General features: G+C 71.4%; 27 protein-coding genes. 11 read left to right on the top strand and 16 right to left on the bottom strand.

Going from position 1 to position 25,409, the window contains the following annotated elements; translation table 11 throughout:
* Nucleotides 1-138 precede the first annotated feature (138 nt).
* From V7004_RS08115 to V7004_RS08085, 7 genes are all read right to left on the bottom strand, one after another.
* Nucleotides 139-1,128: an NAD(P)H-dependent flavin oxidoreductase gene (locus tag V7004_RS08115; protein WP_334143266.1), complete on the bottom strand. Its 990-nt coding sequence runs from the start codon at nucleotides 1,126-1,128 to the stop codon at nucleotides 139-141.
* 63 nt (nucleotides 1,129-1,191) lie between these two features.
* Nucleotides 1,192-1,632, bottom strand: a complete 441-nt coding sequence (locus tag V7004_RS08110; protein ID WP_334143264.1) for a PaaI family thioesterase — start codon at nucleotides 1,630-1,632, stop codon at nucleotides 1,192-1,194.
* Between the two features lie 10 nt (nucleotides 1,633-1,642).
* Complete coding sequence (locus V7004_RS08105; protein WP_334143263.1) at nucleotides 1,643-2,878, bottom strand: NAD(P)/FAD-dependent oxidoreductase; 1,236 nt, start codon at nucleotides 2,876-2,878, stop codon at nucleotides 1,643-1,645.
* A 9-nt stretch (nucleotides 2,879-2,887) separates the two neighbouring features.
* Nucleotides 2,888-3,844, bottom strand: a complete 957-nt coding sequence (locus V7004_RS08100) for a DUF3137 domain-containing protein (protein WP_334143262.1) — start codon at nucleotides 3,842-3,844, stop codon at nucleotides 2,888-2,890.
* Between the two features lie 3 nt (nucleotides 3,845-3,847).
* On the bottom strand, nucleotides 3,848-5,302 hold the full coding sequence (locus V7004_RS08095) for a putative bifunctional diguanylate cyclase/phosphodiesterase (RefSeq protein ID WP_334143261.1): 1,455 nt from the start codon (nucleotides 5,300-5,302) through the stop codon (nucleotides 3,848-3,850).
* A 107-nt stretch (nucleotides 5,303-5,409) separates the two neighbouring features.
* Nucleotides 5,410-6,153, bottom strand: coding sequence for a hypothetical protein (locus tag V7004_RS08090; protein ID WP_334143260.1), 744 nt, complete (start codon nucleotides 6,151-6,153; stop codon nucleotides 5,410-5,412).
* Between the two features lie 161 nt (nucleotides 6,154-6,314).
* On the bottom strand, nucleotides 6,315-7,472 hold the full coding sequence (locus V7004_RS08085; RefSeq protein ID WP_334143259.1) for an acyl-CoA dehydrogenase family protein: 1,158 nt from the start codon (nucleotides 7,470-7,472) through the stop codon (nucleotides 6,315-6,317).
* Between the two features lie 66 nt (nucleotides 7,473-7,538).
* On the opposite strand from V7004_RS08085, the gene V7004_RS08080 reads away from it, so the two are divergent.
* A complete protein-coding gene (locus V7004_RS08080) occupies nucleotides 7,539-9,080 on the top strand; it encodes an AMP-binding protein (RefSeq protein ID WP_334143258.1) in 1,542 nt (513 codons plus the stop codon).
* On the opposite strand, the gene V7004_RS08075 is transcribed toward V7004_RS08080, so the two are convergent.
* The 3 genes from V7004_RS08075 to V7004_RS08065 are packed head-to-tail and all read right to left on the bottom strand — an operon-like array spanning nucleotide 9,067 to nucleotide 11,156.
* Nucleotides 9,067-9,891: a sugar phosphate isomerase/epimerase family protein gene (locus V7004_RS08075; RefSeq protein WP_334143257.1), complete on the bottom strand. Its 825-nt coding sequence runs from the start codon at nucleotides 9,889-9,891 to the stop codon at nucleotides 9,067-9,069. The two genes, V7004_RS08080 and V7004_RS08075, sit on opposite strands and share 14 nt — an antisense overlap.
* Before the next feature lie 11 nt (nucleotides 9,892-9,902).
* Nucleotides 9,903-10,688 carry an SDR family NAD(P)-dependent oxidoreductase gene (locus V7004_RS08070; protein WP_334143256.1) on the bottom strand — a complete coding sequence of 262 codons (786 nt, stop codon included), beginning with the start codon at nucleotides 10,686-10,688 and terminating at the stop codon, nucleotides 9,903-9,905.
* Nucleotides 10,689-10,697: 9 nt separating this feature from the next.
* Complete coding sequence (locus V7004_RS08065; RefSeq protein WP_334143255.1) at nucleotides 10,698-11,156, bottom strand: DUF983 domain-containing protein; 459 nt, start codon at nucleotides 11,154-11,156, stop codon at nucleotides 10,698-10,700.
* A gap of 182 nt (nucleotides 11,157-11,338) precedes the next feature.
* Between V7004_RS08065 and V7004_RS08060 the strand changes: the two genes are divergently transcribed.
* Both V7004_RS08060 and V7004_RS08055 read left to right on the top strand, forming a co-directional pair.
* On the top strand, nucleotides 11,339-12,580 hold the full coding sequence (locus V7004_RS08060) for an acyl-CoA dehydrogenase family protein (RefSeq protein ID WP_334143254.1): 1,242 nt from the start codon (nucleotides 11,339-11,341) through the stop codon (nucleotides 12,578-12,580).
* Between the two features lie 16 nt (nucleotides 12,581-12,596).
* Entirely contained in the window at nucleotides 12,597-13,190 is a 594-nt protein-coding gene (locus V7004_RS08055; RefSeq protein ID WP_334143253.1) for a TetR family transcriptional regulator, read from the top strand.
* 25 nt (nucleotides 13,191-13,215) lie between these two features.
* Here V7004_RS08055 and V7004_RS08050 read toward each other — a convergent pair whose 3' ends face one another.
* The 3 genes from V7004_RS08050 to V7004_RS08040 are packed head-to-tail and all read right to left on the bottom strand — an operon-like array spanning nucleotide 13,216 to nucleotide 14,806.
* Nucleotides 13,216-13,647, bottom strand: coding sequence for an arsenate reductase ArsC (locus tag V7004_RS08050; protein ID WP_334143252.1), 432 nt, complete (start codon nucleotides 13,645-13,647; stop codon nucleotides 13,216-13,218).
* Entirely contained in the window at nucleotides 13,644-14,330 is a 687-nt protein-coding gene (locus V7004_RS08045; protein WP_442968028.1) for an aquaporin, read from the bottom strand. Before V7004_RS08045 ends, V7004_RS08050 begins: the two co-directional genes overlap by 4 nt.
* Nucleotides 14,331-14,356: 26 nt before the next feature.
* Entirely contained in the window at nucleotides 14,357-14,806 is a 450-nt protein-coding gene (locus tag V7004_RS08040) for an ArsI/CadI family heavy metal resistance metalloenzyme (RefSeq protein WP_334143248.1), read from the bottom strand.
* A gap of 124 nt (nucleotides 14,807-14,930) precedes the next feature.
* Here V7004_RS08040 and V7004_RS08035 point away from each other — a divergent pair, with 124 nt between their 5' ends.
* The 6 genes from V7004_RS08035 (at nucleotide 14,931) to V7004_RS08010 (ending at nucleotide 20,400) form a co-directional block, all read left to right on the top strand.
* Nucleotides 14,931-15,278 carry a metalloregulator ArsR/SmtB family transcription factor gene (locus V7004_RS08035; RefSeq protein ID WP_334143247.1) on the top strand — a complete coding sequence of 116 codons (348 nt, stop codon included), beginning with the start codon at nucleotides 14,931-14,933 and terminating at the stop codon, nucleotides 15,276-15,278.
* 94 nt (nucleotides 15,279-15,372) lie between these two features.
* Nucleotides 15,373-17,046, top strand: a complete 1,674-nt coding sequence (locus tag V7004_RS08030) for a thiolase C-terminal domain-containing protein (RefSeq protein WP_334143246.1) — start codon at nucleotides 15,373-15,375, stop codon at nucleotides 17,044-17,046.
* 83 nt (nucleotides 17,047-17,129) lie between these two features.
* On the top strand, nucleotides 17,130-18,023 hold the full coding sequence (locus V7004_RS08025; RefSeq protein WP_334143245.1) for an SDR family oxidoreductase: 894 nt from the start codon (nucleotides 17,130-17,132) through the stop codon (nucleotides 18,021-18,023).
* Between the two features lies 1 nt (nucleotide 18,024).
* Nucleotides 18,025-18,684 (top strand): TetR/AcrR family transcriptional regulator, encoded by a 660-nt coding sequence (locus V7004_RS08020; RefSeq protein ID WP_334143243.1) that lies wholly within the window; start codon nucleotides 18,025-18,027, stop codon nucleotides 18,682-18,684.
* 52 nt (nucleotides 18,685-18,736) lie between these two features.
* On the top strand, nucleotides 18,737-19,486 hold the full coding sequence (locus V7004_RS08015; protein WP_334143241.1) for an SDR family oxidoreductase: 750 nt from the start codon (nucleotides 18,737-18,739) through the stop codon (nucleotides 19,484-19,486).
* Between the two features lie 32 nt (nucleotides 19,487-19,518).
* Nucleotides 19,519-20,400 (top strand): LLM class F420-dependent oxidoreductase, encoded by an 882-nt coding sequence (locus V7004_RS08010; protein ID WP_334143240.1) that lies wholly within the window; start codon nucleotides 19,519-19,521, stop codon nucleotides 20,398-20,400.
* A 6-nt stretch (nucleotides 20,401-20,406) separates the two neighbouring features.
* Here V7004_RS08010 and V7004_RS08005 read toward each other — a convergent pair whose 3' ends face one another.
* The 3 genes from V7004_RS08005 to V7004_RS07995 all read right to left on the bottom strand — a co-directional run bounded on the left by V7004_RS08005 (nucleotide 20,407) and on the right by V7004_RS07995 (nucleotide 22,907).
* Nucleotides 20,407-21,159: an SDR family NAD(P)-dependent oxidoreductase gene (locus tag V7004_RS08005; protein ID WP_334143239.1), complete on the bottom strand. Its 753-nt coding sequence runs from the start codon at nucleotides 21,157-21,159 to the stop codon at nucleotides 20,407-20,409.
* Between the two features lie 111 nt (nucleotides 21,160-21,270).
* Nucleotides 21,271-21,783 carry an NUDIX hydrolase gene (locus tag V7004_RS08000; protein WP_334143238.1) on the bottom strand — a complete coding sequence of 171 codons (513 nt, stop codon included), beginning with the start codon at nucleotides 21,781-21,783 and terminating at the stop codon, nucleotides 21,271-21,273.
* Nucleotides 21,780-22,907, bottom strand: a complete 1,128-nt coding sequence (locus V7004_RS07995) for a DUF2332 domain-containing protein (protein ID WP_334143236.1) — start codon at nucleotides 22,905-22,907, stop codon at nucleotides 21,780-21,782. The genes V7004_RS08000 and V7004_RS07995 overlap by 4 nt, the downstream gene beginning before the upstream one ends.
* Before the next feature lie 92 nt (nucleotides 22,908-22,999).
* On the opposite strand from V7004_RS07995, the gene V7004_RS07990 reads away from it, so the two are divergent.
* Together V7004_RS07990 and V7004_RS07985 are read left to right on the top strand one after the other, a co-directional pair.
* The gene (locus tag V7004_RS07990) at nucleotides 23,000-24,601 is read left to right on the top strand and encodes a FadD3 family acyl-CoA ligase (protein ID WP_334143234.1); all 1,602 of its coding nucleotides are present in this window, start codon (nucleotides 23,000-23,002) and stop codon (nucleotides 24,599-24,601) included.
* Between the two features lie 10 nt (nucleotides 24,602-24,611).
* Nucleotides 24,612-25,301, top strand: coding sequence for a hypothetical protein (locus V7004_RS07985; RefSeq protein WP_334143233.1), 690 nt, complete (start codon nucleotides 24,612-24,614; stop codon nucleotides 25,299-25,301).
* Nucleotides 25,302-25,409 lie beyond the last annotated feature (108 nt).

Raw genomic sequence — 25,409 nt, 5'->3', positions numbered from 1 at the left:
CTGTTCATCGGTGCGCGGTGTGGGGCCGCGTGGGGCTGAACAGTTCGGGATGGGGGTTCGGCTCATCGGTTCACACCCCGAACTGTTCATCGGTGCGCGGTGTGGGGCCGCGTGGGGCTGAACAGTTCGGGATGGGGATCAGCGGAGGGCGGCGACGCGCTCGATCACCGCTTCGGCTTCGGCCACGATCTGGCGCACCAGCTCGCCGGCGGGCACCAGATCGGTGATCGCCCCCACACCCTGGCCGGCCGGGAAGAACTCACGGTCGGGGTCGACGGCGGCAGGGTCCGCCTCATCGCCTTCGCCCAGGTGGTTCGCACCGTCCTGCCAGGATCGGACGAACTGCGCAGGGAAGGGCTGCAACTCGTCGGGATGTTCCTCCCAGTAGCGGGTGTAGGCGTTCGCCACCACCCGGCAGGTCTTGCCCGTGTACCCGCGCGACACGGTGGTGCCGTCCTCGAGGGTTCGCAGCAGGGTCTCCTTGTACCCGGGCGTGGCCCGAGCCTCGGGGGTGGCGATGAACCGGGTGCCGATCCACACCCCGTCCGCACCGAGCGACAGGGCAGCGGCGAGACCCCGACCGTCGAAGATGCCCCCGGCCGCGACCACCGGCACCCGGTCACCCACCGCGTCGACGATCTGGGGTACGAGGGCCATGGTGGCGACCTGTCCGGTGTGGCCGCCGGCCTCGGTGCCCTGGGCGACCACGAGGTCACAGCCGGCCTCGACCGCAGCCACGGCATGGCGCACCTTGCCGCACATGTTCACCACCAGCACGTTGTGGTCGTGGCACAGCTCGATGGCGTCCCTGGGGACGCCGAGGCCGGCGACGAACACCCGCGCCCCGTGGTCGATGATGGCTTGGACCTGTGCCACCAGATCGCCGGGGGAGGCGGTGAGCAGGTCGACCCCGAAGGGGTTGTCGGTCAAGGCCTTCGTGGCTTCGATCTCGGCCACCATCCGGTCGAAGCCCATGGCCGAGGCGCCGAGGCATCCGAATCCTCCGGCGTTGGAGACCGCGGCGACCAGCTCGTGGTAGCTCACACCCCCCATGCCGGCGAGCATCACCGGGTGCTCGATCTCGAGGACGTCGGTCAACCGTGTGCGCATCCGCAGATCGGAGCACAAACTTGACCGATCGGTCAAGTTTGCCGGCCACTCGCCCGTGAGACCGCAGACGGTGTGGACCGTTCAGACGATGCGGTACGTCTGCAGCGCGTGGGCCACCACCGCCCCGCCGGCATCGGTGGCGGTGATCTCGGTGAAGATCAGCTCCCTGCCCCGCTTCACGGTGCGGGCGGTGCACACCAGATCCGACTGCTTGCACGCGCCCACGTACTGCACCGTCATCGCCACGGTCGAGGCTCGGGTGCCCTTGTCGAAGTCGTGGTTCGACCAGGCCGCGGCGGCTCCGGCGGTGTCGATGGCCGAAGCGATCACACCCCCGTGGTAGTAGGTGCCGTCGTTGGTCAGCTCGGGCCGGAACGGCAGCCGGACCACCACCTCGTCGGGCTCGTAGCGGTCGAACACCAGCCCCAGCCAGCCGATGAACGGGGTGGCCGGGAAGATCTCGGGGATCGCCCGCCGCCGCCGTTGTTGTTCCTCGTCGCTCAGCTTCGCTCGCTCACCCACGGGCGGCAGGTTAGGCCGCCTGGCGGAAAGCGCCGGTGCAACGGAAGATGCCGGGGCGCCAGCGGGAGGGCGTGACCACGATCGCCCGGGGGTAGTCCTCGAAGAGCCAACGGGCGAAGTTGCGCCGAGTCCACGGCGTCGCGCCGGCCAACCGGATGGCGGCCCGCGCGCCCTTGCGATGCTGCAGGGCGCGGACCAGCAGCGCCGACAGGGCGTGGTCGGTGACCAGCTCCCGGCGAACCCGTGACTCGTAGTGGGCTCGGGCCCGCTCCGCTGCCCGTGGGCCGGCTAGCAGGATTGCTTCAGCAGCCCAGGTGCCCGTCGCCAGGGCCTGCCCGATGCCTTCGCCGGTCATCGGGTCGGTGACCGCCGCGGCATCGCCCGTGAAGAGCACCCGGCCCGAGGTGAGGGGGAGCTCGCCGACCCGGGCAGGGATCGGCCAGGCCCGCGGCGGGCCTTCCGGGCGGGCGTCCGCGCCGAGCACCTCACGGATGTGCGGACGGGCGAGGACCTCCCGCCACAACTGAGCCATGTCACCGACCTGCCAGGCTCCGCCCCGGCGGATGCCGAACCCGATGTTGGCGGTGCCGTCTCCCAACGGGAACGACCAGGCGTAACCGGGGAGGAAGTCGGGCTCGAACCAGCAGAACAGTTGGGTTGCCGCCTCGTCGCTCACTCCCCGGACGTACTGCCGGAAGGCGTGCCAGTCCCCCCGGTAGCCGGGTACCGACAGGCCGAGCGCCTTGCGCACCGGGGACCACATGCCGTCCGCGGCCACCAGGTAGCGAGCGACGAGCCGCCGCCCGTCGGTCAGGCGTACCTGTACCCGGTCGCCGTGAGCGCTGACCGCTTCGCTGCCGACGCCTTCGATGACCTGAGCGCCCACCGTGCGGGTCAGCTCCACCATCGCCGCGTCGAGGTCTCGGCGCCGGGCCACCACCGCAAACAGCCCGTCGCCGGGCAGTGGGAGGTGCACCTGGTGGCCGGCGGGAGCGCGCAGCCACACGTCGCGAACGGGTGTCCAGGAGGCCACTGTGGCCGGCTCCAGCCCCAGCGCCTCCAGGCGGCGAAGCGCGCCAGCGGTCAGCCCGTCACCGCAGGTCTTGTCCCTGGGGAAGGTCGCCCGGTCGACCACCACGACCTCTCGACCGTCGCGTGCCAGCGTGATGGCCGCGGCGGTGCCGGCCGGGCCCGCGCCGATGACGGCGACGTCGGCGGTGAGGGTCGGGGGTGGGATCGAGGCCACCCTCGGAGGCTATTCGCACCTGGGCAGGGGCCGGCCTGGCCCCCAGGGGTCTTCGTGGTCCGCCACGACGTTGCCGTCGAGGTCATGGTCGACGCCGGGGGTGGGGTCCCAGGCCCCCTCGCGGCGAAGGTCCGGAGGGGGCGCGAACTCGAAGGCCCGCTGCGGTGCTGGGTCCCAGCGGGTGTGGAACATCCCGCCCAGACCCCCGGATCGCTCGCTGGTAGGCGACGCCGGTTCCGAGGCCGGCGCAGGCATGTGCTCGGTGCCCGCCCCATCGGGGAAGCTGCCGTACAGCTCACGCACCACCGGGGGCACGAGCGCCAGGAACCGCTCGACCACCATGAGGAGGCCCGGCATGAGTGCCGCATCGACGCGGCTGGTCGAGGCGAGCAGGAAGCGCCCGCGGGTCTCGAAGCGGATCGAGCCCTCGGTGGTGAGGAGAAACTCCATCAGCTGGGGGCTGAGCAGGTCGGTGGCGAACTTGGCGTCGTCGCAACGTACGGCGAAGGTGCGGTTGAACTCCTCGGACTCCAGCTCCACGGTCGGCAGCCCGAGCAGGCGGCCGACCCGGTCGGCGATGGCCCCGCGCTCGATCGTGATGACCGGCCACGCCCCGTTGTGCTGCCCGAACGCGCAACTGAGGTACTGCCAGCGGCGTCGCTCGCTGCCGCGGCGGTCGCGGTGTTCCTGGTACCAGCTGTAGTCGAACACCCGCGTCGGGGTGTTGGCGCTGCCCTGGCGCGCGTCGCGCCACATCACGTTCTGGATGGTGCGCCCGTCACCGGCCCGGAAGAGGGGGAAGGGTACGGCGAGGGTGTTGAAGGGATCCACCTCGGAGAATCGCAGGCCTGCGGCTGCGGCCACGCCGGGCAGGGCCCGTGCCCGCTCCGCCCGCATCCAGGCGGTCCAGGCCAGCAGCAGACCGCCGACCATCAAGACGACGGTCAGGATGATGCCGGCGAGCATGGGTCAGCCGGGCAGCACGTTCGACGGGTCCCACCGGTCGGTACCCCTGGCCGCGTCCGGCGCCAACCGCTTCGCGATCTCCTGCGCGGTCTGGGGCTTGCCGTACCGGAAGCCCTGCGCCAGGTCGACGCCGAGCTCACGGAGGGCACCCGCCTGCTCATCGGTCTCCACTCCCTCGGCCACGGCCAGGCACCCCAGGTCGTGCGCGAGCGAGGCGATGTGCCGGACGATCACGTGGTCTTCCCGCGCGATGCCGAGCCCGCTCACGAAGAGCCGGTCCACCCGGAGCAGGTCGAGCTTCATCTCCCGCAGGACGCTGAGCGAGGCCTCACCGGTGCCGAAGTCGTCGAGGCCGAGCTTGACGCCCTGGTTGCTCAGGGCGCGCAGCCCCGCCCAGACGGTGTCGCGCTGGAAGCGGTTGTGACGGAGCGCGGCTTCGGTGATGTCGAGGCACAGCTGCCACGGCTGGACGCCGTTGGCGGTGATGGCGCTCGTCACCGCGTCGATCAACCCGTGGTCGGCCAGCTCGTGCGGCCCGACGTTGCAGCTGACGAACAGTTTCGGCACGTCGGGGGAGAGGGCTTGCCAGGCCGCGAGTTGCCAGCAGGCCTGGTTGAGCACCCAGCGCCCCACCTCCACGATGCGCCCGCTCTTCTCGAGCAGCGGGAGGAAATCGTGCGGGAACAGCATCCCGAGGCTGGTGGTGCCCGGCTGCATCCAGCGGATCAGGGCCTCGACGCCGACCAGTTCGTCGCTGTCGAGGCGGACGATGGGCTGGTAGAAGAGCTCGAACTCACCGTGCTCGAAGGCGTCCTGTAGGCGTCGATCGTCGATGCGGGTGCTGAACCGGGCCCGTTTGGTCTCGTCGTGGATGACGAAAGCCGCGTTGCCCTCACCGCGCGCCTCGACCAGTGCCCCGTATGCGTCCCGCACCATGTCGTCGAGCTCGTCGTAGTTGTCGGTACTCACCGCAGCACCGACGATCGGCCCGATGCGGACAGAGGTCCCGCCGATGGTGAACGGCTCGGAGAGGTGCTCGATCAGGAACCGGGCGATGGTCTCGGCCCCGGCCACGTTCGGGACCTTGGGGATCACGACGCCGAAGACCGCACCCTCATAGCGGACGACGGCGAGCCCAGGGACGTCGATCACCCGAAGGCGCTCGCCGGCGAGCCGAAGAAGCTCGTCGCCCACGTCGGGCCCGAGGGTGTCGTTGACGTCACGGAGCGCACCGGCCTCGACGAACGCGAGGACCGCCACGGTGCTCTCGGACTTGCTCTCGTCGACCGCTCGCCGCAGGGCAGGGACGAGCGCGGCCCTCGTCGGCACGCCGGTGATGGGGTCGATGGCCTGATCGGATTCGCTCGGCCCGTCCACGGGGGCGGCCGACGACCGCAGCAGCCTGCGGAACTTGCCGCCTCGCTCCGCCTCCCCCGCTGGCTGCGCTGGATGGTTCATCACCGACCCTCCCTCCGGTAGGCAGCACGAATGCTACGCGCCGGACCACGGGTACGCCGCGTGGAGCGGCTGGGTTGGGTGCAGCGGTGGGGCGCGTGCAGGTGGGTCTACTCGTAGGCCGCGAGCCGTGCTTGCACCTTGGCGAGCAGCTTGGCCAGCTCCGAGTTGTCCGCGGCGGCCGGGGCGACGACGGTCAGCTCGGTTGCTTGGCTGGCGGCCATGATGTCGTCGGCCGAGGAGACGTTTTCGTTGATGGGGCTGACGACCCGACTGGCGAGGGTGTCGTTGCCGGCCCGGTCCTGGATGCTGACCGGTTGAAGGTCTTCGGTGTAGTCATCGAGATGCGCACCTCGGGCTTCGATGCGCTCCACCTCGGCGACGACATCGACCTCGTCGAGCCGGTCGAGTGCGTCCAGGGGGTTGCGATCGAGTGCCACCTCACCGGCCGACCAGTCGTCGCCCTCGTCCCAGGAGGAGTCGGCGTCCCAGGACTGACCCGAGTCCCACGATGGGCTCCCGTCGTCCCACACGGTTCCGCGGGCGCTCGTCTGGTCGCCCACCAGCTGCGAGGGCGGCGTCCACGTGGGAAGGGGCGCGGCGGGCGAGGAGGTCAGCGGGAGGGAGGTGTCACCGATCAGATCGAGCGGGGTGCCCGCCTTCGCGCGCTTGCCCTTGCTCTCGCCCTCGCCAGCGCTCGCCCGATCGGCCGTTCGCCGCAGGACGACCACTCCGCCGAGCACGCCCACCACCAGCACCCCCACGCCGGCGAGGGCATCCACCTTCAGGAAGACCACCGCGGCGATGAGCGCGATGACCGCGACTCCGGCGATGGCCTTTGCTTGTCTTCCCACTCGATCACCTCCGCGTTCGCGGCATTCGGCGGCGTGCACACCGGGACCCGCGACCGCGGGTACCACCTCTACGTCTCTCTATCGGCAGATCGTGGCCGTTCTCCAGCGCGAAATTGCCCGAATGGGCCGGGCGGCGGGGAATCGCGTGGTGGTGAGCCAGTTCAGGCGCGCGGCAGCCCCAGGATCCGCTGGGCGATGACGTTCTTGTTGACCTGGGTGGTCCCCCCGGCGATGGTCAGGGCCCGGGTGTAGACCCGGTCGCGACCCCATTCGCCGGCGTTGGCGTCGGGGCCGAGCAACTCGGCGGCGATCTGGCTCAGGTCCTGTTCCAGCTCGCTCCACACCAGTTTGGCGATGCTCGACTCGGGGCCCGCCGCCCGGCCGTGGAGCGCACCCGAGATGGCCCGCCCCGCGAGCAGCTTGAGGTACTCGCCGTCGAGATATGCCCGGGCCAGGCGCCGGCGCACCCCGGGGTCGGTGGTGAGGGGCCGGCCGTCGACCTGCAGGTCACGAGCAGTGCCGATCAGCCGGCCGATCTTGGCCCGCACCCCGAGGTGCAGGTTGGCGACTCCGGCCCGCTCGTGGGCCAGGGTGGTCATCGCCACCCGCCAGCCCTCGTTCTCCGGCCCGAGCAGGTTGCCCACCGGCACCCGCACGTCGGTGAAGACGATCTCGTTGAACTCCCGCTCCCCGGTGATGGTGACCAGGGGCCGCACCTCGATGCCGGGCGTGGTCATGTCGACCAGCAGGCAGGAGATGCCCCGGTGGCGGGGCGCGTCGGGATCGGTGCGTACGAGCAGCTCGCACCAGTTCGCCACGTGCCCGAAGGTGGTCCAGACCTTCTGCCCGTTCACCACGTAGACGTCACCGTCGCGTCGGGCGGTGGTCGTGAGCGACGCCAGGTCCGAGCCGGCCTCGGGCTCGGAGAAGCCCTGGCACCAGATGTCGTCGCCCCGCAGCATGCGGGGCAGCAGGGTGCGCTTCTGGTCCTCGGTGCCCCACTCGAGGATCGAGGGGGCGATGTTGGCGATGCCGATGGGGTTGAGGGTGGGTGGTGCGCCGGCCCGGTGCATCTCCTCGGCCCACACGACCTGCTCGATCAGCCCCGCGCCCCGCCCCCCGTACTCGACCGGCCAGGCGATCGCCGCGTACCCCGCGTCCGCCAGCAGCGCGTTCCACTCCCGCATGCGGGCCAGCCACTGCTCGCCCGCCTCCAGGTCGTAGCCGAGGCCCCTGAACCGGTCGTCGAGGTGGGTCTCGAGCCAGGTGCGGAGCTCGCGGCGGAACGCCTGGGCGCTGGCGGGCTCGGTGAAGTCCACGGGACGAATCCTGACGCTCACGTCATACTTTGGCAATGCCGGGCTGGCGAACGGTCAGGGGAAGCGATGAGCGGGGACGCCACGGGGGACGTCACTGAGGTGGAGGAGCGCTACGGGCCGTGGGCCCAGGCAGAGCGGCGCCCCGATGCGGTGGCCCTGGTCGTCGACGGGGTCGAGACCACCTACCGGGAGCTCGACGACCGCTGCCGCCGGGTGGCGCACGCGCTGGCGGCCCTCGGGGTGGAGGCGGGCGACCGGGTGGCGGTCATGCTGCCGAACTCCCGGGAGTGGTTCGAGACCGTGCACGGGATCGGGCGCCTCGGCGCCATCGCCGTGCCGGTCAGCATCCACTTCAAGGCCCAGGAGGCGGGCCACGTCGTGGCGGACTCGGGCTCGAAGGTCGTGGTGGCCGAGGCCGGCCTCCTCGGCGCGCTGGCCGACGTCGCCGGCGTTCCCCGGCTGGTGGTCGGCAGCGACGGCGAGCACGCCTACGAGGCCGCGCTCGCCGACGCCCCCGACGGCGACGTCGAGGTGGTGGGCGATGCCTGGCCGACGACCATGCTGTACACCTCGGGCACCACCGGCAGGCCCAAGGGCGTGGCCATCGGGGAGGGGGACTTCCGCCGGTCGGCCGCCGGGGTGGCCATGATGGGCATGCGCTGGCGGATCGGGCCCGACGACACCTACCTGCTGGTCGGACCGAGCTACCACGCCGGCCCCGCCATCTGGGCCCAGGTACACCTCGCGGTCGGCGGCCGGGTGGTGGTGATGCGCAGGTGGGACACCGAGGAGTGCCTCCGCCTGATCGATGCCCACCGGGTGACGATCACCCACATGGTGCCGGCCAACTTCATCCGCATCCTCGAGCTGCCCGAGGACGTTCGTGACCGCTTCGACCTGTCGTCGTTGCGGGTCGTCCTGCACGCCGCGGCGCCCTGCCCGGTGCCGGTGAAGCGGCGGATCATGGAGGTGTTCCCCCCGGGCACGGTGTGGGAGTACTACGGCGCGTCCGAAGGTGGCGGGACCTCGATCGGGCCGGACGAGTGGCTGCGCAAACCGGGCTCGGTGGGCAGGCCGTACCCGGGCAACGAGTTCCGGATCCTCGACGACGAGGGCAACGAGCTGCCCCCTGGTGCGAGCGGGCGGATCTGGCTGCGGACGACCGGGTCGAGCTTCGAGTACCACAACGACCCGGACAAGACCGCCCGGACCTACCGCGAGGGAGGGTGGTTCTCGGTCGGGGACGTGGGGTACCTCGACGAGGACGGCTACCTGTTCCTCACCGACCGCGCCTCGGACATGGTGATCTCCGGCGGTGTGAACATCTACCCCCGCGAGATCGAGGACTGCCTCCACCAGCACCCCGACGTCGTGGACTGCGCGGTGTTCGGCGTCCCGGACGACCGGTGGGGCGAGTCGCTCGTGGCGGTCGTGCAACGACGTGCCGGGAGCACCCTGGGTCAGGCCGAGGTGGTCGGGTGGGTCCGTACCAACCTCGCGGACTACAAGAAGCCCCGCCGGGTGGACTTCGTGGACGAGCTGGCGCGTGATCCCAACGGCAAGGTGGTCAAGCGCAGGTTGCGGGAGCGCTACCTCAGCTCGGGGTGAGCTCGTCGAGCAGCTCCGAGAGCAGTTCGTCGAGCCACGCCACGGAGCGGGCGATGGCCGATCGGTAGCCTTCCTCCTCGATGCGCGGGCCGACGATCTCGACGTCGAACACCCCGCGGTAGCCGGCGTCGAGGAGCTGGCGGATGATCCGCCGCAGCGGGATGTCGCCGTCGCCGGGCACCAGGCGGTCCGGGGTGCGGTGGGTTCCGATGGCGTAGTCGCTCACCTGCACGAGGTGGATGGCGTCGATCCCGGCGCCGATCGTGCCCTCCAGGTTCCGCTCGGCCCAGCAGGCATTGAGCTCCATGCACACCCCCATGTCGAGCCGCCAGCCGAGGTCGATGGCGTCGCGGAGGGTGTGCACGAATCCGAGGTCGGTGCGCAGCGGGTTGGTGTGCTCCAGCAGCAGCAGCAGGCCCTCTCGCTCGGCCTCGGCGAGGGTGCCCCGCATGGCCTCGGCGAGGGCATCCGCGGCCCGCTCCCAGGTGAGATCGCCCGCGGGGCCGGTGGTGAACACCACCACCTCGGGTCGCAGCGCCAGTGCGGTGTCCATCACCAGGCCGGCCGTCTCGCGCTGCGCGGGCCAGCGCTGGGGCTCGGCCAGGGTGAACGGGCCGGGGACCAGGAGATTGGTCACCCGCAAGCCGGTCCGGACCAGCCGTTCGGCCGCGCCGATCGGATCGCCGGTAGCGGCCAGCTTGCGGTAGGAGACCCCGACCGCATCGATGCCGGCTTCCTCGTAGAAGGCGAGGTCTTCGTCGAGCGACCAGTTCCAGCTCGAGACCTGGTTCACCGAGACCCGGGGGTGCATGGCGCCGGCCCTCATTCGTGGGTGAACGAACCGACCTGGGCCAGGGTGCTGCCACCGTCCACCCGTAGGTCGATGCCCGTGACGAACGCCGCCTCCTTGCTCGCCAGGTAGAGCGCGGCGTAGGCGATGTCGTCGGGGCGGCCGAGCCTCGTGACCGGCATGGCTTGGAGCTCTCCCTGGGATCGCGGGGGGAGGTCACGGTCGTGGTCGTCGGGGACGACGCGACCGGGGCTGATGCTGTTGGCCCGGATGCGCTCAGCGGCGTAGTCGAGGGCGATGGATCGGGTGAGGGCGTTGAGCCCGCCCTTGGCCACCAGGTACGCGGCGTGCCTCGGGCTGAAGGCGGCGGTGCTCGAGCAGATGTTGACGATCGCGCCGTGCTGCGCGTCGAGCATCGGCCCGATGGCGGCGCGGCACAGCCACATCACCGCGCTGAGATCGACCCGGAGGATGGCATCCCAGGCAGTGGTGTCGAGGTCGTGCACGGGGGCATCGGTGGTCTCGCTGGTCGCCGCGTTGTTGACGAGCACGGTGAGCCCCCCGAGCTCCTCCACCACCCATGCCACGAGGTCAGCGCACTCGCCTTCGATCGAGAGGTCGGTGGCGCGGAACACGGCCGTGCCGCCCGCGGTGGTGATCTCATCCACGAGCCCGGCCCCTCGGGCGGGGTCGCGGCCGGTGACCGCCACGATGGCGCCCTCAGCCGCGAACCGGGCGGCGATGGCGCGGCCGATGTCCCCGGTCGCTCCGGTGCCCAGCGCGATCTCGCCGCCGAGCCGACCCCCTCGGGCGCTCATGGCCGCACTCTAGGGCTCGGTCGGGCGCGAGCGTCCGTCCCTCGCTGGATCGTCTCGGCTCCGATCCCGGGGATCGTTCGGCGCATCGGGCAGCCGCGACCGCGAGGGGGAGTCGTCGGTGAGCTCGCCCGCCTCCAGGGGGCGCATCATCAGATCCAGTGCCAGCCAGATGGTCTTCGAGAAGGGGAAGAACGCAAACGGCACCACTGCGGCGACGCCGACCGCCGCGAGCAGCAGCGGTCCGGCCGGCACGTCCGGATAGGTGCTGAAGACGCCGACCAAGAGCGTGATCAGCAGGGCCCCGAAGCTGACGATGGTGTTGATCCCCAGATCGCCGGTCCAGTGGCCCTCGATTCGCTCGAAGCGCAGGCCACAGCCCGGGCAACGCTCGCGCATCGTGAACCAGCGCCGGAAGAGATGGCCCTGCCCGCAGACCGGGCAGTGCTTCACGCAGCCCCGCGCCAGCATGCGCCCGTAGCTGGGCAACTCCGGTGTGGCATTCAGGGGATCGGCGTGCCTGGCCATGCCACAGCATGCCCGGCTCTGCTCGGAGGCGGGCGCGAGGCCGTGCCTGGGCGCTCCGCCACCACGGTTCCGGGAGGGAAGGCGGAGCAGCACGACCAGAACTAGAACGCGTTACATTCCTGTGGGTGGACATCGAAGACACACCCGAGGAGGCCGCCTTCCGGGCCGAGGCGCGGGCGTGGCTCGAGACCCATGCCATCCCCAAGGGGCATCCGGACGACTTCTCGCGGGGCTTCTTCACCCTGGCCGCCGACTGGGACCGGCTCGACCGCCAGGCCCGGGCGTGGCAGCGACACCTCTTCGACGGCGGATGGGCCGGGATCAGCTACCCCAAGGAGTACGGCGGCCGTGGGGGGACCACGATCCAGGAGCTGATCTTCGCCCAGGAGATGGCGCGCTTCGGTGTCCACAACGGCCCGTTCGCGGTGGCCCACACCATGGTGGGGCCGGCGATCCTGGAGTTCGGCACCGAGGACCAGCGCGAGCGCTTCATCGAACCGATGTTGCGCGGTGACGAGGAATGGTGTCAGCTCTTCAGCGAGCCCGGAGCGGGCTCGGACCTGGCCAGCCTCACCACCCGGGCGGTGCGCGACGGCGACGAGTGGGTGGTCAACGGCCAGAAGGTCTGGACCTCCAGCGCGGATCGCTGTGAATGGGGAATCCTGCTGGCGCGCACCGATCCCGCCGCGCCGAGGCATCGAGGTATCACGTACTTCCTGCTCGACATGTCGACCCCGGGCATCGACATCCGCCCCCTGCGGCAGATGACCGGGGATTCGCACTTCAGCGAGGTCTTTCTCACCGACGTGCGCATCCCCGCGGCCAACGTGCTCGGCGGTGAGGCGGGGGTGGGCAACGGTTGGCGAGCGGCGATGCACACGCTGGCCAACGAGCGGAACATGATCGGCAGCGCCTCGGCCGACGACGACGTGGTCGGCCTGCTGGCCTTGGCTCGGGAGGCGGGTCGGACCAGCGATCCGCTGGTCCGCCAGGAGCTGGCTCGGGTCCACACCGCGGTGTCGGTGCTGACCTATCTCGGCTACCGCATGCAGACCGCGCTCAGCCGCGGTCAGCCACCTGGGCCGGAGACCTCGGTGCTGAAGCTCCGCTACGGCCAGTACCTGCGTCACTCGACGAACCTCGCCAAGGCACTCCTCGGCGCACACGGCATGCTCGACGGTGAGCAGGGCCGGTGGTCCGGTTACTTCGGTTACCGGTTCGTGTGGGCACCGCACAGTGGCATCGCGGGCGGCACGAACGAGGTGCAGCGCAACATCATCGCCGAGCGGGTGCTCGGCCTGCCGGGCGAGCCGCGACCTCCCGCCGTGCAGGCTGCGGTCCCCGGACCGGCCACCGGCGATCACTAACCTCGCCGGAGTGACCATGACCGACCTGACTGCCACCGATCAGCTCACCAAGAGCCAGGCGGCTCGCCGCCAGCGAGTGGTGGCGGCCGCGCTCGAGCTGGGTGCCGAAGGTGGCTACGACGCGGTGCAGATGCGCGACGTGGCCACCCGGGCCAACGTCGCGCTGGGCACGATCTACCGCTATTTCTCGTCGAAGGATCACCTGCTCGCCGCGGCACTGGTGGAGTGGGCGCGCGACCTCGAGCGGCGGGTCGCGGTGCGCCCACCGCGAGGTGACACCACCGCCGAGCGGGTGGTTGATGTGCTGCGCCGAGCCACCCGGGCCATGGAGAAGGAGCCGCGGTTGAGCGCGGCGGTGGTCACCGCCCTCTCCTCGAACGACCCGAAGGTCGCCGACTGCCAGCGCGAAGTCGGCATCGTGATGGATCGCATCCAGGGCCTCGCGTTCCCGAGCGACTTCGATCCCGCGCTGCAGCGGCGGATCACCCGCGCGCTCGGGCACGTGTGGTTCTCCTCCCTGGTGGGATGGGTCAACGGCTGGGTGGGCATCAGCGAGACCGGCGACGAGCTGGACTCGGCCGCCCACCTCATGCTCGACCAGTTCGGCTGACCAGGACGCCCGCTCCAGCTCGGACTCAGCCGGCGCCGGCCTCGGTCCGGCCCTCGAGCAGCTCGGCCGCGAGCGCCCTGACCCGCCGATCGATCTCGTCACGGATGGGCCGTACCCGCTCGACCGGTTTGCCCGCGGGGTCGTCGAGCTCCCAGTCGAGGTAGCGCTTCCCGGGGAAGAAGGGGCACTCGTCGCCGCAGCCCATGGTGATCACCACGTCGGAGGCCTCGACCGCGTCGACGGTGAGCTTCTTCGGGTGGGCGCCCGCCGCTCGCAGGTCGATCCCCACCTCGGCCATCGCCTCCACCACCGCCGGGTTGAGCGTCTCCGCGGGCGCGCTGCCTGCCGAGCGCACCTCGATGCGGCCGGCGGCGTGGCGTTCGAGCAGGGCGGCGGCCATCTGCGAGCGCCCGGCGTTGTGTACGCACACGAACAGCACCGAGGGCCTGGGGGTCATCGGGTGGGATCCTCCTCGTAGGGGCGCGGCAGCTCCGCGGCGATCGTGTCGGGGGCGGGGAACAGGAGCCGGATCAGCCCGAGTGCCGCCACCAGGCCGGCAGCCTGCGCGACGAGGAAAGCCGGCACCGAGGCGGGCGCGATGCCGGCGAAGCTGTCCGACAGCGTGCGGGCCAGGGTCACCGCGGGGTTGGCGAACGACGTCGACGAGGTGAAGAAGTACGCGGCCCCGATGTAGGCGGCGACGGCCACGGGGATCCACTGGCGCGGCGCGGAGCGCACCACCCCGAAGACGACGAGCAGCAGGCCGAGCGTGGCCACCGACTCCCCGAGCAGCAGCCCGCCGCCGCTGCGATCGACGGTGGCCGTGTTGATGGCGGGAAGCCCGAACATCAGGTTGGCCACCACCACTCCGGCACAGGCCCCGGCGACCTGGGCGCCGATGTAGAGCGGGGTCTCCGAGCGTGGGAGCGCGCCCGAGGCGAGCATCGCCAGCGTGACGGCGGGGTTGAGGTGCGCGCCGGACACCGGTCCGAGGGCCAGCAGCAGCGCCACCAGGGCTCCGGCGGTGGCCACGGCGTTGATGAGCAGCTGCAGGCCGACATCACCGGTCAGTCGGGTGGCCATGATCCCCGACCCGATGACCGCGGCCAGCAGGAACGCGGTACCGGTGAGCTCGGCCACCAGGCGACGTGAGAGCGGCTGATCGTTCACCCGCAGCAGGGCGCGCCCGGGGTGGTGAACGCCGGGACGCCGGCCGTGAGCCCCGTGTCGGCGGGGCGGCCGAGGGACTCGGCGTCCGAGAGGACCGTGTAGACCTCCCACCGGGCGCCGTCGGGATCGGTCACCCACACCTTGTCCTGCACGGCGTAGCAGCAGGTGGTCTGCTCCTCGACGTCGGTGCCGAGGCCGCTGCGGTCGAGCCGGGCGGTGGCGGCGACCACCTCGTCGGTGCTGTCGACCTCGATACCGAGGTGGTTGAGGCGCTCGCCGACTCCCTCGCCCGTCTCGAACAGCACGAGCTTGAGCGGGGGATCGGCCACCGCGAAGTTGGCATACCCCGGCTTGCGCTTGGCCGGCTCCACACCCAGCAGGCGGGAGTAGAAGGCCACCGCTTCGTCGAGGTCGGAGACGTTCAGGGCGAGCTGTACTCGGGACATCGCCGCTTCCCCTCTCACGCCGGTCGAGAGCCGGCTGATAGATTGATGACAATCAATACGTTACCAAAATATCGACGAACGTCAATATGAGCGGGTGTCGCCCGTTCCATCGAGGGAGGTCGCCGTGCCCGGACACCCCCACTCCGCCGTCGAGCTCGACGTGTGCTGCCCGTCGGTGGCCGAGGCCCCGCTCGGCGAGCACGAGGCCGAGGAGCTCGCTGATACCTTCGCCGCTCTCGCGGATCCGGTACGGGTGCGCCTGCTGTCGATCATCGCCTCCGCCGAGGGCGGGGAGGTCTGCGCCTGCGACCTGGTCGAACCGGTCGGGCGAAGCCAACCGACGGTCAGCCATCACCTGAAGGTCCTCCACCAGGCGGGCCTGGTCGATCGGGAGAAGCGGGGCACCTGGGTCTGGTACCGGGCGGTCCCCGAACGCCTCCGGGCCCTCCAGCAGGCGCTCGCGCCCTCCTGATCGTCTCGCCCGGCGCTCGCCTCGATCTGGGTAGCGCTCGTCACGAACCGCCAACCTCGGGGCCCGCCTCGCGGCCAGGTAGCGTCCGGAGACCATGAGCACGCATGCCGGCAGCGCAGCGCAGGGGCCGATCCGCCCCCAGGTCACGGCCGATTCCGTGGGCTTCTGGGAAGGATGTCGGGAAGGCGTCCTTCGGCTCCCGGCGTGCGAAGACTGTGGCTACGTGCTCTACCCGCCGGGGCCGATCTGCCCCCGGTGCCCCTCTCGCTCCCTCGCCCCCAGAGACCTCGAGCCCGAGGGTCGGGTCTACAGCCTGACCGTCAGCCACCAGCCGGCGCGGCCGGACCTGCCCGTGCCCTACACCATCGCCATCGTCGAGCTCGACGCGGCACCCGAAGTGCGCATGACCCTGCGGGTCCGCCCCGCCGACCAGCACGCCGAGCTGGCGATCGGCGACCGGGTGCGCATCGGCTTCGAGCACGTCGATGACGACTTCGCGGTGCCGGTCGCCGACCCGCTGGCGGGCGAGGCGGGAGGCGATCGCCATCGCAGCGAGTTGGGCCGGGTCACCTTCGCCAGGGTCTCGGGCGACAAGCCGGAGCACCGGGCGGTGATCGCCGGGGTGGGGCAGTCGGCGGTGGGCCGGCGGCTGATGCGCAGTGAGCTCGATCTGACCGTCGACGCCGCGCTGGCCGCCATCGCGGATGCCGGTCTGGCGCCTGGCGACATCGACGGCATCGCCGCCTACCCGGGTGCGGGTGTCGGCCCGCCGGGCTACGCCGGTCCCCACACCGACGAGGTGGCCGCGGCCCTGGGGCTCGAGCTGGCCTGGCACCGGGCCGGGGCCGAGGGCGCCGGCCAGCTCCAGCCGATCATCGACGCGGTGCTCGCCGTGGCCGGTGGGCTTTGCACACACGCGCTCGTGTACCGCACCAGCATCGAGTCCACCGTGGCCGCCGCGATGCGCGCCGGGATCATGGCCCCGCCGCCGGTCGGCCCCGCCGGGGGCTTCACCGAGTGGCTGCTGCCGTTCGACGCGGTCACCCCCGCGCACTGGCTGGCCCCGTACGCGGCCCGCCACCAGCACCAGTTCGGCACCACCCGGGCGCAGCTCGGCGCCATCGCGCTCACCGCCCGGGCGAACGCGGCCCGCACCCCGGGGGCGGTGATGACCGAGCCGCTGACCATGGACGAGTACCTGGCGTCCCGCCCGATCGCCACACCCCTGCACCTGCTCGACTGCGACGTACCCGTCGACGGTTCCACCGCGGTGGTGGTGTCGCGGGCCGATCGGGCTGCCGACCTGCCCGGTCCGGCGGTGCGGATCGAGGCGATGGGGACCGGCGTGGGGCTGCGGCCCTCGTGGCACCAGTGGCCGGATCTCACCACCATGGCCGCCTCGGGCGCCGCGGCCACCATGTGGGCCCGCACCGATCTCACCCCTGCGGACGTGGACGTGGCCCAGCTCTACGACGGTTTCAGCTTCCTGGCGCTGTTCTGGCTGGAGGCGCTCGGCTTCTGCGAGCACGGCGACGGCGGCCCCTTCGTCGAGGGAGGTGGTCGCATCGCGCTCGGTGGGGAGCTGCCGCTCAACACCGGTGGGGGGCAGCTCAGCGGCGGGCGTCTCCACGGGTGGGGCCTGCTGCGCGAGGCCTGCCTCCAGCTCCGCGGGCAGGCCACCGGCCGCCAGGTCGACGCGGAGGTGGCGGTGGTGAGCACGGGCGGCGGTCCGGTCGCTGGTTGCCTGCTGCTGACCCGGGCCGGCTGAGGGCCGGCCGCGGCGCTGATCCCGGCCCCGCTCCGGCGCTAGGGTGAACGACCGTTCAGTTCCTCGAACGGGAGTCCATCCACGTGAGCGACGACGAGAGCGAGCTGCCGCCACCGGGCGCCTGGGGCCAGGACACGGATGTGGCCCCCCGGGTCGCGGTGGTCACCGGCGCGTCCGCCGGCATCGGGCGGGCCATCGCGGTGGGCCTCGGCGAGCTGGGATGGACCGTCGCCATCGGTGCCCGGCGCGCCGATCGCCTGGCGGAGACCGCAGCGGAGGTGCGGGCCGCAGGCGGCACGCCCTGGCCGCACTCCTTGGACGTCACCGACGACGCGTCGGTCGACGCCTTCTTCGCCGACCTGGAGGCCGAGCTCGGGCCGGCGCACGCGCTGGTGAACAACGCCGGGGTCGGCTACCTGGGCGCCATCGCCGAGACCACCACCGAGCGCCTGCGGGCCGCGGTCGACACCAACCTGCTGGGCGCGCTCTACTGCACCCGCGCCGCCACCGCGGCGATGCTACGCGCCGGTATCGCCGGCGACGTGGTGTTCATCAGCAGCGACTCGATCCAGCAGCCCTACCCGCACATGCTCACCTACGGGGCCACGAAGGCGGCGATCGAGTACATCGCCGCGGGGCTCGACGTCGAGCTCGGTGGCACCGGCATCCGGGTGACCACGGTGCGGCTCGGGCCCACGGTCAGCGAGTTCAACACCACCTGGACCGACGAGGACATGATCGCCTTCATGCACGCCTGGGAGCGGCTGGGCATCAAGCAGGACTTCAACTACATCCCGGCCGAAGCGGTGGCGCACGCGGTGGTCACCGCCCTGAGCGCGCCCCGGGGCACCAAGGTCAGCCTGCTGTCGGTGCGCCCGGAGGTTACCCGCAGCGCCGATCCCCGCCAGATGTGGGCCGATGCCGCCGACCAGGGACGCAGCCGGGCCAGGGCCAGCCGCGACGCGAAGGGACGCTGAGGTGGCTCGCACCGACCGCAGCACGGCCGAGTCCCTTCGCGACCAGCGCCGCCGGGAGAAGGACCGGGTGAGCCGCCAGCACATCCTCGACGCCGCGGAGCGGGTGTTCGGCCGCAAGGGCTTCCACAACGCCACCTTGAAGGAGGTGGCCGAGCAGGCCGAGTTCTCGGTCGGCGCGCTCTACGGGTTCTTCGACGGCAAGGACGACCTCTTCGCGCAGGTCCTCGAACGGCAGGGTCGGGCACTGCTGTCCGCGATGGAGCAGGCGGCCGGCGAGGAGGGATCGGCGAGGGGGAAGCTGCATCGGATCGCCGACGCGCAGCTCGACTACTTCCGGCAACGGCCGGACTTCTACCGGCTGTTCGAGCGCGAGCTCGGCGGGGCGACCTGGACCTTTCGAGCCAGCCTCAACGAGGCGGGCTTCGAGCGCTATCGCGAGGTGATGTCGTTCGAGGCCGGCATCTTCCGCGAGGGGGTGGAGGCCGGCGAGCTGCGTGCGGGTGATCCCGAGATCATGGCCGCGCTGTTCTCCGGGATCATGCAGGCCTACATCGCCCAGTGGGTGTTCGGGCTCGACACCAGGGGACGTTCCGCGGTCGAGGAAGCGTTCCCGGTGGAGGCGCTGCACGAGCTGATCGACCGGGCGTTCGCCCCCGGGTGAGCGCACCGAGCCGCAGGCCCGCGAGGAGGGCCGGACGCAGGAGGAGGGCGTGATGCGTTTCGAGGGGAAGGTGGCCGTCGTGACCGGCGCCGGCCGGGGCATCGGGGAGGCCTACGCCAAAGGGCTGGCCCGAGAAGGCGCGGCGGTGGTGGTGGCCGAGCTCGACGCCGAGCAGGGCGAGCGGGTGGCGAGGGAGATCCGGTCGGCCGGCGGGCGCGCCGCGTTCGTGGCCACCGACGTGTCCGACGAGGCCTCGACGAGGGCGATGGGGGAAGCGGCCCGAGAGGCGTTCGGTGGTGTCGACTACCTGGTGAACAACGCGGCGATCTACGGCGGCATGAAGATCGAGAGCCTGCTCAAGGTCGACTGGGACTACTACAACCGCTTCATGGCGGTGAACATGAACGGCGCGGTGCTTTGCACCCGGGCGGTGTACAAGTCGATGCACGAGCGCGGTGGGGGAGCGATCGTCAACCAGTCGTCGACCGCGGCGTGGATGGGTGCCGGCTTCTACGGGATCGCCAAGCTGGCCTTGCACGGCATCACCCACACCCTCGCCAGCGAGCTGGGCTGGCGCAACATCCGGGTGAACGCCATCGCGCCGGGCCCCACCGACACCGAGGCCACCCGCAGCACCGTGGACGAGGGCATCCTGCAGTCCATCGTGTCGGGCATGCCGCTCAAGCGCCTGGGCACGGTGGACGACATGGTCCATGCCTGCCTGTTCCTGCTCTCCGACGAGGCGTCGTGGATCACGGGCCACATCCTCAACGTCGACGGCGGCCAGGTGATGCGGGTCTGATCGCGCCACCCGCGTCGCGCTAGACAACGCGGATGGACTTCGGCCTGTTCGCTCCCACCGCCAATCCGTTCTCGACCCCCGAGTGGCTCCAGGCTCTCGGGCGGGGGGCCGAGGAGCTCGGGGTGCACTCGCTGTGGGTACCGGAGCACGTGGTGCTCTTCGACGACTACGCCTCGCGCTACCCGTACTCGGCGGACGGCAGGATCCCCGCGCCGCCGGGCTCGGGGATGCTGGAGCCCTTCACCACCCTGTCGTTCCTCGCGGCGTGCACCTCCACGGTCCGACTCGGCACCGCGATCTGCCTGCTCCCGCAGCGCAACCCGGTGTATGCGGCCAAGGAGGTGGCCACCCTCGACTGGCTCTCGAACGGCCGGGTGGACTTCGGCATCGGGGTCGGCTGGTTGAAGGAGGAGTTCGAGGTGGTCAACGTCCCCTGGGAGCGGCGGGGGGCGCGCACCGACGAGTACCTTGAGGTGATGAAGGCCCTGTGGTGCGAGGACCCTTCCAGCTACCAGGGCGAGATCTACACGCTGCCCCCGTGCAACATGCACCCCAAGCCGCTGCAGGCGCCGCACCCACCGCTGCACATGGGGGGTGAGAGTGACGCCGCCCTCCGGCGGGTGGCGCGCACGGGGCAGGGCTGGTTCACGTTCAACCGCCTGCCGGCGGAGGTGCCCGAGGGTCTGGAGCGGCTGGACCGGGCGCTGGAAGCCGCGGGGCGTGACCGCTCGGAGGTGACGGTCACCGTGTGCCCGTACTTCAACGGCTGCACGCCGGAGATGGTCGAGCAGTACGCGGAGGCGGGTGTGGACCAGGTGGTGGCGCTGGTCTTCGCCATGACGGCAGAGGACATGGCCCCCGCTCTCGACCAGCTCCGACCCTGCGTGGAGCGGGCTCGGTCCCTCTCGAGCTGAGCCGGGTCAGCTGGTCGCGTACCCGCCGTTGATGGGGATCGTCTGGCCGGTCACCCACGAGGCTTCGTCGCTGGCCAGCCACAGCACCGCGGGCGCGATGTCCGCCGGTGCCCCGATGCGGCCCACGGGGTAGCGGCGGGCCATCCGCTCGATGAGGGCGGGGTCGCCGCCGGGCGGGCCGAGCGTGCCGAGCGCCAGGGCGTTGACGGTGACTCCGTGGGGGGCGACCTCTTTGGCGAGCGCCCGGCTGAAGCCGGCCGCGCCGGCCTTGGCCGCGCAGTAGACCGCCAGCAGACCCTCACCCGTGCGACCGGCGTCGCTCACGATGTTGACCACCCGGCCCCAGCCACGCTCCGCCATGCCGCCGACGGTGGCGTGGCAGCAGTGCAGCACCCCGTAGAGGTTGATGTCGATCCACGTTCGCCAGCTCTCGGGGCTGGTCTGGTGGAACGGCAGCAGGTCCCAGGACGGGTTGGGTGGGACCCCGGCGTTGTTGACCAGGATGTCGATAGGGCCGAGCTGCGCCTCGGCCTCCGACACCATCTGCCGCACGGCATCGAGATCGGTGACGTCGGCGCCGATGGCGGTCGCCGTGCCACCGGCGTCGCCGATCGCGCCGGCCACGGCGGCGGCTCGCTCGGGGAACAGGTCGTTGACCACCACCGCCGCGCCGTTGCCGGCGAGCACCCGCGCGATCTCGGCGCCGAGGTTCTGGCCGGCGCCGGTGACCAGCGCGACCCTGCCGCTGAGGTCGAACATCCGACGAGTCTGACGGTCGGCCAGAGCAAGGGTCAAAAAAACTGAACGACGGTTCACATCTCGCCGCCGACCCATCCGGCGACGTGGGGCGGCCGCCGGGTGGCGGCCGGATCAGCTCGAGCTCGGCCAGGTGATGTCGATGGGCGGGTCGGGCAGCTCGCCGGCCACCAGGTCGGGCAGGTGGTCTCGCAGGCGGTGGGGGAGCAGCGGCACGTCGGAGTCGAGCAGCTCGTCGAGCGCCCACCAGCGATGGCCGCGGAAGGCCATCGCCTCGAGCGCCTCGAGACCCCGGGGCTGGTGGAGATGCTCCTCGCCCGGCCGGTCGAGCCAGGCCACGTGCACCCGCTCGTGTTGGTCGAAGTCCCAGCCGCCGAAGCGGAACCGGGCGTGCTGCACCCACACGCACGGGCCGACGCGAGCGTCACGGATGCCGGCCTCCTCCCACAGCTCACGGGCTGCGGCTTCCGCGCTCGACTCGTGCGGGTCCATCCCCCCTCCGGGGATTTCCCACCACGCCGGCTTGGTCGGATCGGCCGGATCGGAGGCGTTGATGAGCAGCACCCGGTCGCGGCTGTCGAGCAGCACCACCCGGGCGGCCCGCCGGCGCAGGGTGAAGGGGCTCACGACGATCCTTCGCCGCCGATCCAGTCGAGCCAGGCTCCGTGGGCGTGGGTCCAGGCGAGCGGCGCCGAGCGCGCGTGCCCGTCGCGCCACCACGCCACCCCGACCAGGGTGGCGTCGGTGCCCTCCTCCACGTGCGGGCGGCGAGCAGCGGGGACCCAGGGGATCACGTGCGGGTACTCGGCGGTCAACAGCACGATGTCTCGACCCGTGCCGTGGGCTGCCACCCGGTCGTGCACCTCCTGCCGTCTCTGGCGGGTGAGGTACGCCAGGGCCCAGGTGGAGAAGACGACCGGCACCGCGCCGGGTGGCAGGTCTTCGATGACCGGGTCGAGCAGGTCGAGCACGTCGCCCGCGTGCAGCCGGGGTGGGTGCGGCGCATGCCGAACCAGCTCGATCGCCCGCCGGAGTCGCTCCTGCCGGTCCGTCACCCCGGGCCACAGGCAGGCCTCGAGCCATCGGGTGGCATCGGGATCGTGGACATCGATCGGATCGAGGTCGATCCCGGTGCGGGCCACGATGGGCAGGGGACCCGCCGGTAGGGGTGGCGTGGTGTCGCCTTTCAGGTCGCACTGCAGCCGCACCGGGGAGGAGGGGTCGCCGGTCGCCAGCGCGGTGCCGCCGGGGTTGCGGTACTCGATGAAGAAGTGGTCGGCGAGCAGGTTGAGGCCCGCGCTCGGGCCGATCTCGACCAGGGCGAGGTCGCGACCGGGGAGTTGCTCGGTGATCCACGCCAGCGAGGGGATGAGGGCGGCGGAGCGCCCGACCTCGTTGGTCTGGATCGAGCAGTTCGCCAGCCGGGTGCGGATCTCCGGCGCCCTGGCGGTGACCAGGTCCCGGAAGGCGGGCCACGGGTCCTGCTCCTCGCCCCGGTAGATCGCCGCGAGGGCCAGGTCGGGCTCGCGCAGCACCAGCTCGTGGACCACGGCCAGCAGCGAGATGGGCAGCATCGAGACCGGCATGCCCTCAGGTCGCAGCTCGAGGGTCGTGGTGAGCAGGTCCGGGTCCTCCGCCCAGGCGCGGGCGATTCGTTCGTAGGTGGGGCTGTAGCCGCGGAAGTTGCCGTCGGCCAGAGCCACCAGCACGTCCGCGAGCTCGGTGGTCGGGTCCGTGCTCGTCGCGCTCATCGGGGGAGAAGCCTACGGCTCATGCCCGATGACGGCGTTGATCCGCTCGCCGTCCTCTGACGGCGCGTCAGGTCCAGCGGTAGGGTGCGCGCATGAGCGTGCGTGGGGACCTGCTCTGGGGGACGACACCGCGACTGGTACACGAGGCGGCTGAGCGGATGGGCGACGCTCCCGCGATCGTCGACGGCGACGTCACGCTCTCGTTCGTTGACCTTCGCGACCAGGCGCGGGCCGCGGCCAAGGCGTTCATCGCCGCGGGGGTGGGCGCTGGCGATCGGGTGTCGATCTGGGCGCCGAACATCTGGGAGTGGGTGGTCGCCCTGCTCGGCCTGCACACCGCAGGTGCGGTGCTGGTGCCGCTCAACACCCGCTACAAGGGCCACGAGGCGGCCGACGTGCTGGCGCGCAGCGGGGCGAAGGTGGTGGTGACGGTCAACGGGTTCCTGGGCAACGACTACCCGGCCCTGCTCGCGCAGGCCGGCACGCCCGCCTCGCTGGAGCGGACGGTGATCCTGCGTGGTGAGGTGCCGGCGGGGGCCCTCGGATGGGAGGAGTTCGTGGCCTCGGGCGGGGCGGTCGACGACGCGGCACTCGACGCGCGCATCGACTCGCTCGGACCGCTGGACCTGAGCGACATCCTGTTCACCTCCGGCACCACCGGCCGACCCAAGGGCGTGATGACCGCGCACGGGCAGAACCTGCGCGCGTTCTCGTCCTGGGCCGAGCTGGTGGGTTTGCGGGAGGGCGACCGCTACCTGGTGGTCAACCCGTTCTTCCACTCGTTCGGCTACAAGGCCGGCATCCTCGCGGGGCTGATGACCGGCGCCACCCTCTACCCGCAGGCGGTGTTCGACGTGCCCGAGACCATGACCCGCATCGAGCGCGACCGCATCACCATGCTGCCGGGCCCGCCCACGCTGTACCAGAGCATCCTGAACCATCCGGACGTCGGCACCACCGACCTGTCCTCGCTGCGGCTGGCGGTGACCGGCGCAGCGTCGATCCCGGTGGAGCTGATCGTCCGCATGCGCGACGAGCTCAAGCTCGAGTCGGTGATCACCGCCTACGGCCTGACCGAGGCCTGCGGGGTGGTGACCGCGTGCCGGGCTGGTGACGACCCGGAGACGATCGCCACCACCTCGGGCCGGGCGATCCCCGACGTGGAGGTGCGCTGTGTCGACGACGACGGGATCGAGGTGGCTCGAGGTGAGCCGGGAGAGGTGGTGGTGCGGGGCTACAACGTCATGCAGGGGTACTTCGACGACCCGGAGGCCACCGCCGAGGCGATCGACGCGGGTGGCTGGTTGCACACCGGCGACATCGGGGTGATGGACGATCGTGGTTACCTGCGCATCACCGACCGTAAGAAGGACATGTTCATCGTCGGCGGGTTCAACGCCTACCCGGCGGAGATCGAGAACGTCATGGCCGCCCACGAGGCCATCGCGCAGGTGGCGGTGGTGGGGGCACCTGACGAGCGGTTGGGCGAGGTCGGGGTGGCGTTCGTGGTGCCGCGACCGGGCTCGTCGATCGACGAGGAGGCGCTCGTGGCGTGGTGCCGGGAGCGCATGGCCAACTACAAGGTTCCTCGCCAGGTGTTCGTGGTCGACGAGCTGCCGCTGAACGCCACCGGGAAGGTGCTCAAGTACGAGCTGCGCGAGCGGGCCGCGAGCGAGCTCGGTGGGCGTCGCTAGCCTTCGCTGCGTGGCCCCCTACACCCGCACGGTTCAGGCCCGGATGGTGGACGGCCCGGGCGGGCTGAGGCGGTCGATAGCTCGGGTGGACGACCACTTCCACGGCTTCGAGGTGATCCTGGACCTGCGGCTCGGTGAGGTGGTCGGGGCAGCCGCGTCGTCACATCGTCACCCCTGGACCACCTGCCCGGGCGCGCTGGCCTCGGTGGCCGCGCTGCGCGGCGAGCCCGAGCATGTCGCCCGCCGGCTGATCACCAGCCCCCGGGAATACACGTGCGTGCACGTGAACGACCTGGTCTGGTTCGCGGCGCGCCAGCACGAGCGGCGCCGCTACGACGTCGAGGTCACCCCGTACGGGGCGTCGCTGCGGCGTGACGGTTCGCCGTCGTTCGGGTGGCGCCTCGACGGCTGGCGGATCGTGAGCCCCGGCCCGTTCGAAGGCCTGTTCGTGCTCGGACCGGAGATTGGTGAGGCCCTTGATGGCATGGACGCTGACGACGATCTGCGAGAGGCGATGCGGGTGATGCGCCGGGCGGTCGCGGTGGCCATGGGGTACTTCGAGCTCGACTGGGCGTCGTTCGAGTCGGCGGCGGACATCGAGTGGTCGGCGATGGCTGGGTCGTGCCACACCTTCACCGAAGGTCGCCTCCGCTCGGCGCGCCGCCTGGCGGCGGTGCCGGACACCGTCCTGTTCGCCTGAGGGGTGGTCTGGCCACGGTATGTCCCGTGCGCGGGCTGGCGCCCGCGGGGGGATGTCGCGGATCGTGGTTCGGGGGCTACGGAGGGTCCGCGATGTGACGGATGCCGC

Source organism: Rhabdothermincola sp. (assembly GCF_036846205.1).
Classification (GTDB): Bacteria; Actinomycetota; Acidimicrobiia; order Acidimicrobiales; family Acidimicrobilacustridaceae; genus Rhabdothermincola.
This window is presented reverse-complemented; position numbering and strand designations above follow the sequence as displayed.

Bases quoted from the DNA above. Each gene is read 5' to 3' on its own strand.
- V7004_RS08100 (WP_334143262.1), bottom strand. From the start codon at position 3,844: ATGCTCGCCGGCATCATCCTGACCGTCGTCTTGATGGTCGGCGGTCTG.
- V7004_RS08095 (WP_334143261.1), bottom strand. From the start codon at position 5,302: ATGAACCATCCAGCGCAGCCAGCGGGGGAGGCGGAGCGAGGCGGCAAG.
- V7004_RS08080 (WP_334143258.1), top strand. From the start codon at position 7,539: ATGAGCGGGGACGCCACGGGGGACGTCACTGAGGTGGAGGAGCGCTAC.
- V7004_RS08075 (WP_334143257.1), bottom strand. From the start codon at position 9,891: ATGCACCCCCGGGTCTCGGTGAACCAGGTCTCGAGCTGGAACTGGTCG.
- V7004_RS08070 (WP_334143256.1), bottom strand. From the start codon at position 10,688: ATGAGCGCCCGAGGGGGTCGGCTCGGCGGCGAGATCGCGCTGGGCACC.
- V7004_RS08065 (WP_334143255.1), bottom strand. From the start codon at position 11,156: ATGCTGGCGCGGGGCTGCGTGAAGCACTGCCCGGTCTGCGGGCAGGGC.
- V7004_RS08055 (WP_334143253.1), top strand. From the start codon at position 12,597: ATGACCGACCTGACTGCCACCGATCAGCTCACCAAGAGCCAGGCGGCT.
- V7004_RS08050 (WP_334143252.1), bottom strand. From the start codon at position 13,647: ATGACCCCCAGGCCCTCGGTGCTGTTCGTGTGCGTACACAACGCCGGG.
- V7004_RS08040 (WP_334143248.1), bottom strand. From the start codon at position 14,806: ATGTCCCGAGTACAGCTCGCCCTGAACGTCTCCGACCTCGACGAAGCG.
- V7004_RS08030 (WP_334143246.1), top strand. From the start codon at position 15,373: ATGAGCACGCATGCCGGCAGCGCAGCGCAGGGGCCGATCCGCCCCCAG.
- V7004_RS08015 (WP_334143241.1), top strand. From the start codon at position 18,737: ATGCGTTTCGAGGGGAAGGTGGCCGTCGTGACCGGCGCCGGCCGGGGC.
- V7004_RS08010 (WP_334143240.1), top strand. From the start codon at position 19,519: ATGGACTTCGGCCTGTTCGCTCCCACCGCCAATCCGTTCTCGACCCCC.
- V7004_RS08005 (WP_334143239.1), bottom strand. From the start codon at position 21,159: ATGTTCGACCTCAGCGGCAGGGTCGCGCTGGTCACCGGCGCCGGCCAG.
- V7004_RS07995 (WP_334143236.1), bottom strand. From the start codon at position 22,907: ATGAGCGCGACGAGCACGGACCCGACCACCGAGCTCGCGGACGTGCTG.
- V7004_RS07990 (WP_334143234.1), top strand. From the start codon at position 23,000: ATGAGCGTGCGTGGGGACCTGCTCTGGGGGACGACACCGCGACTGGTA.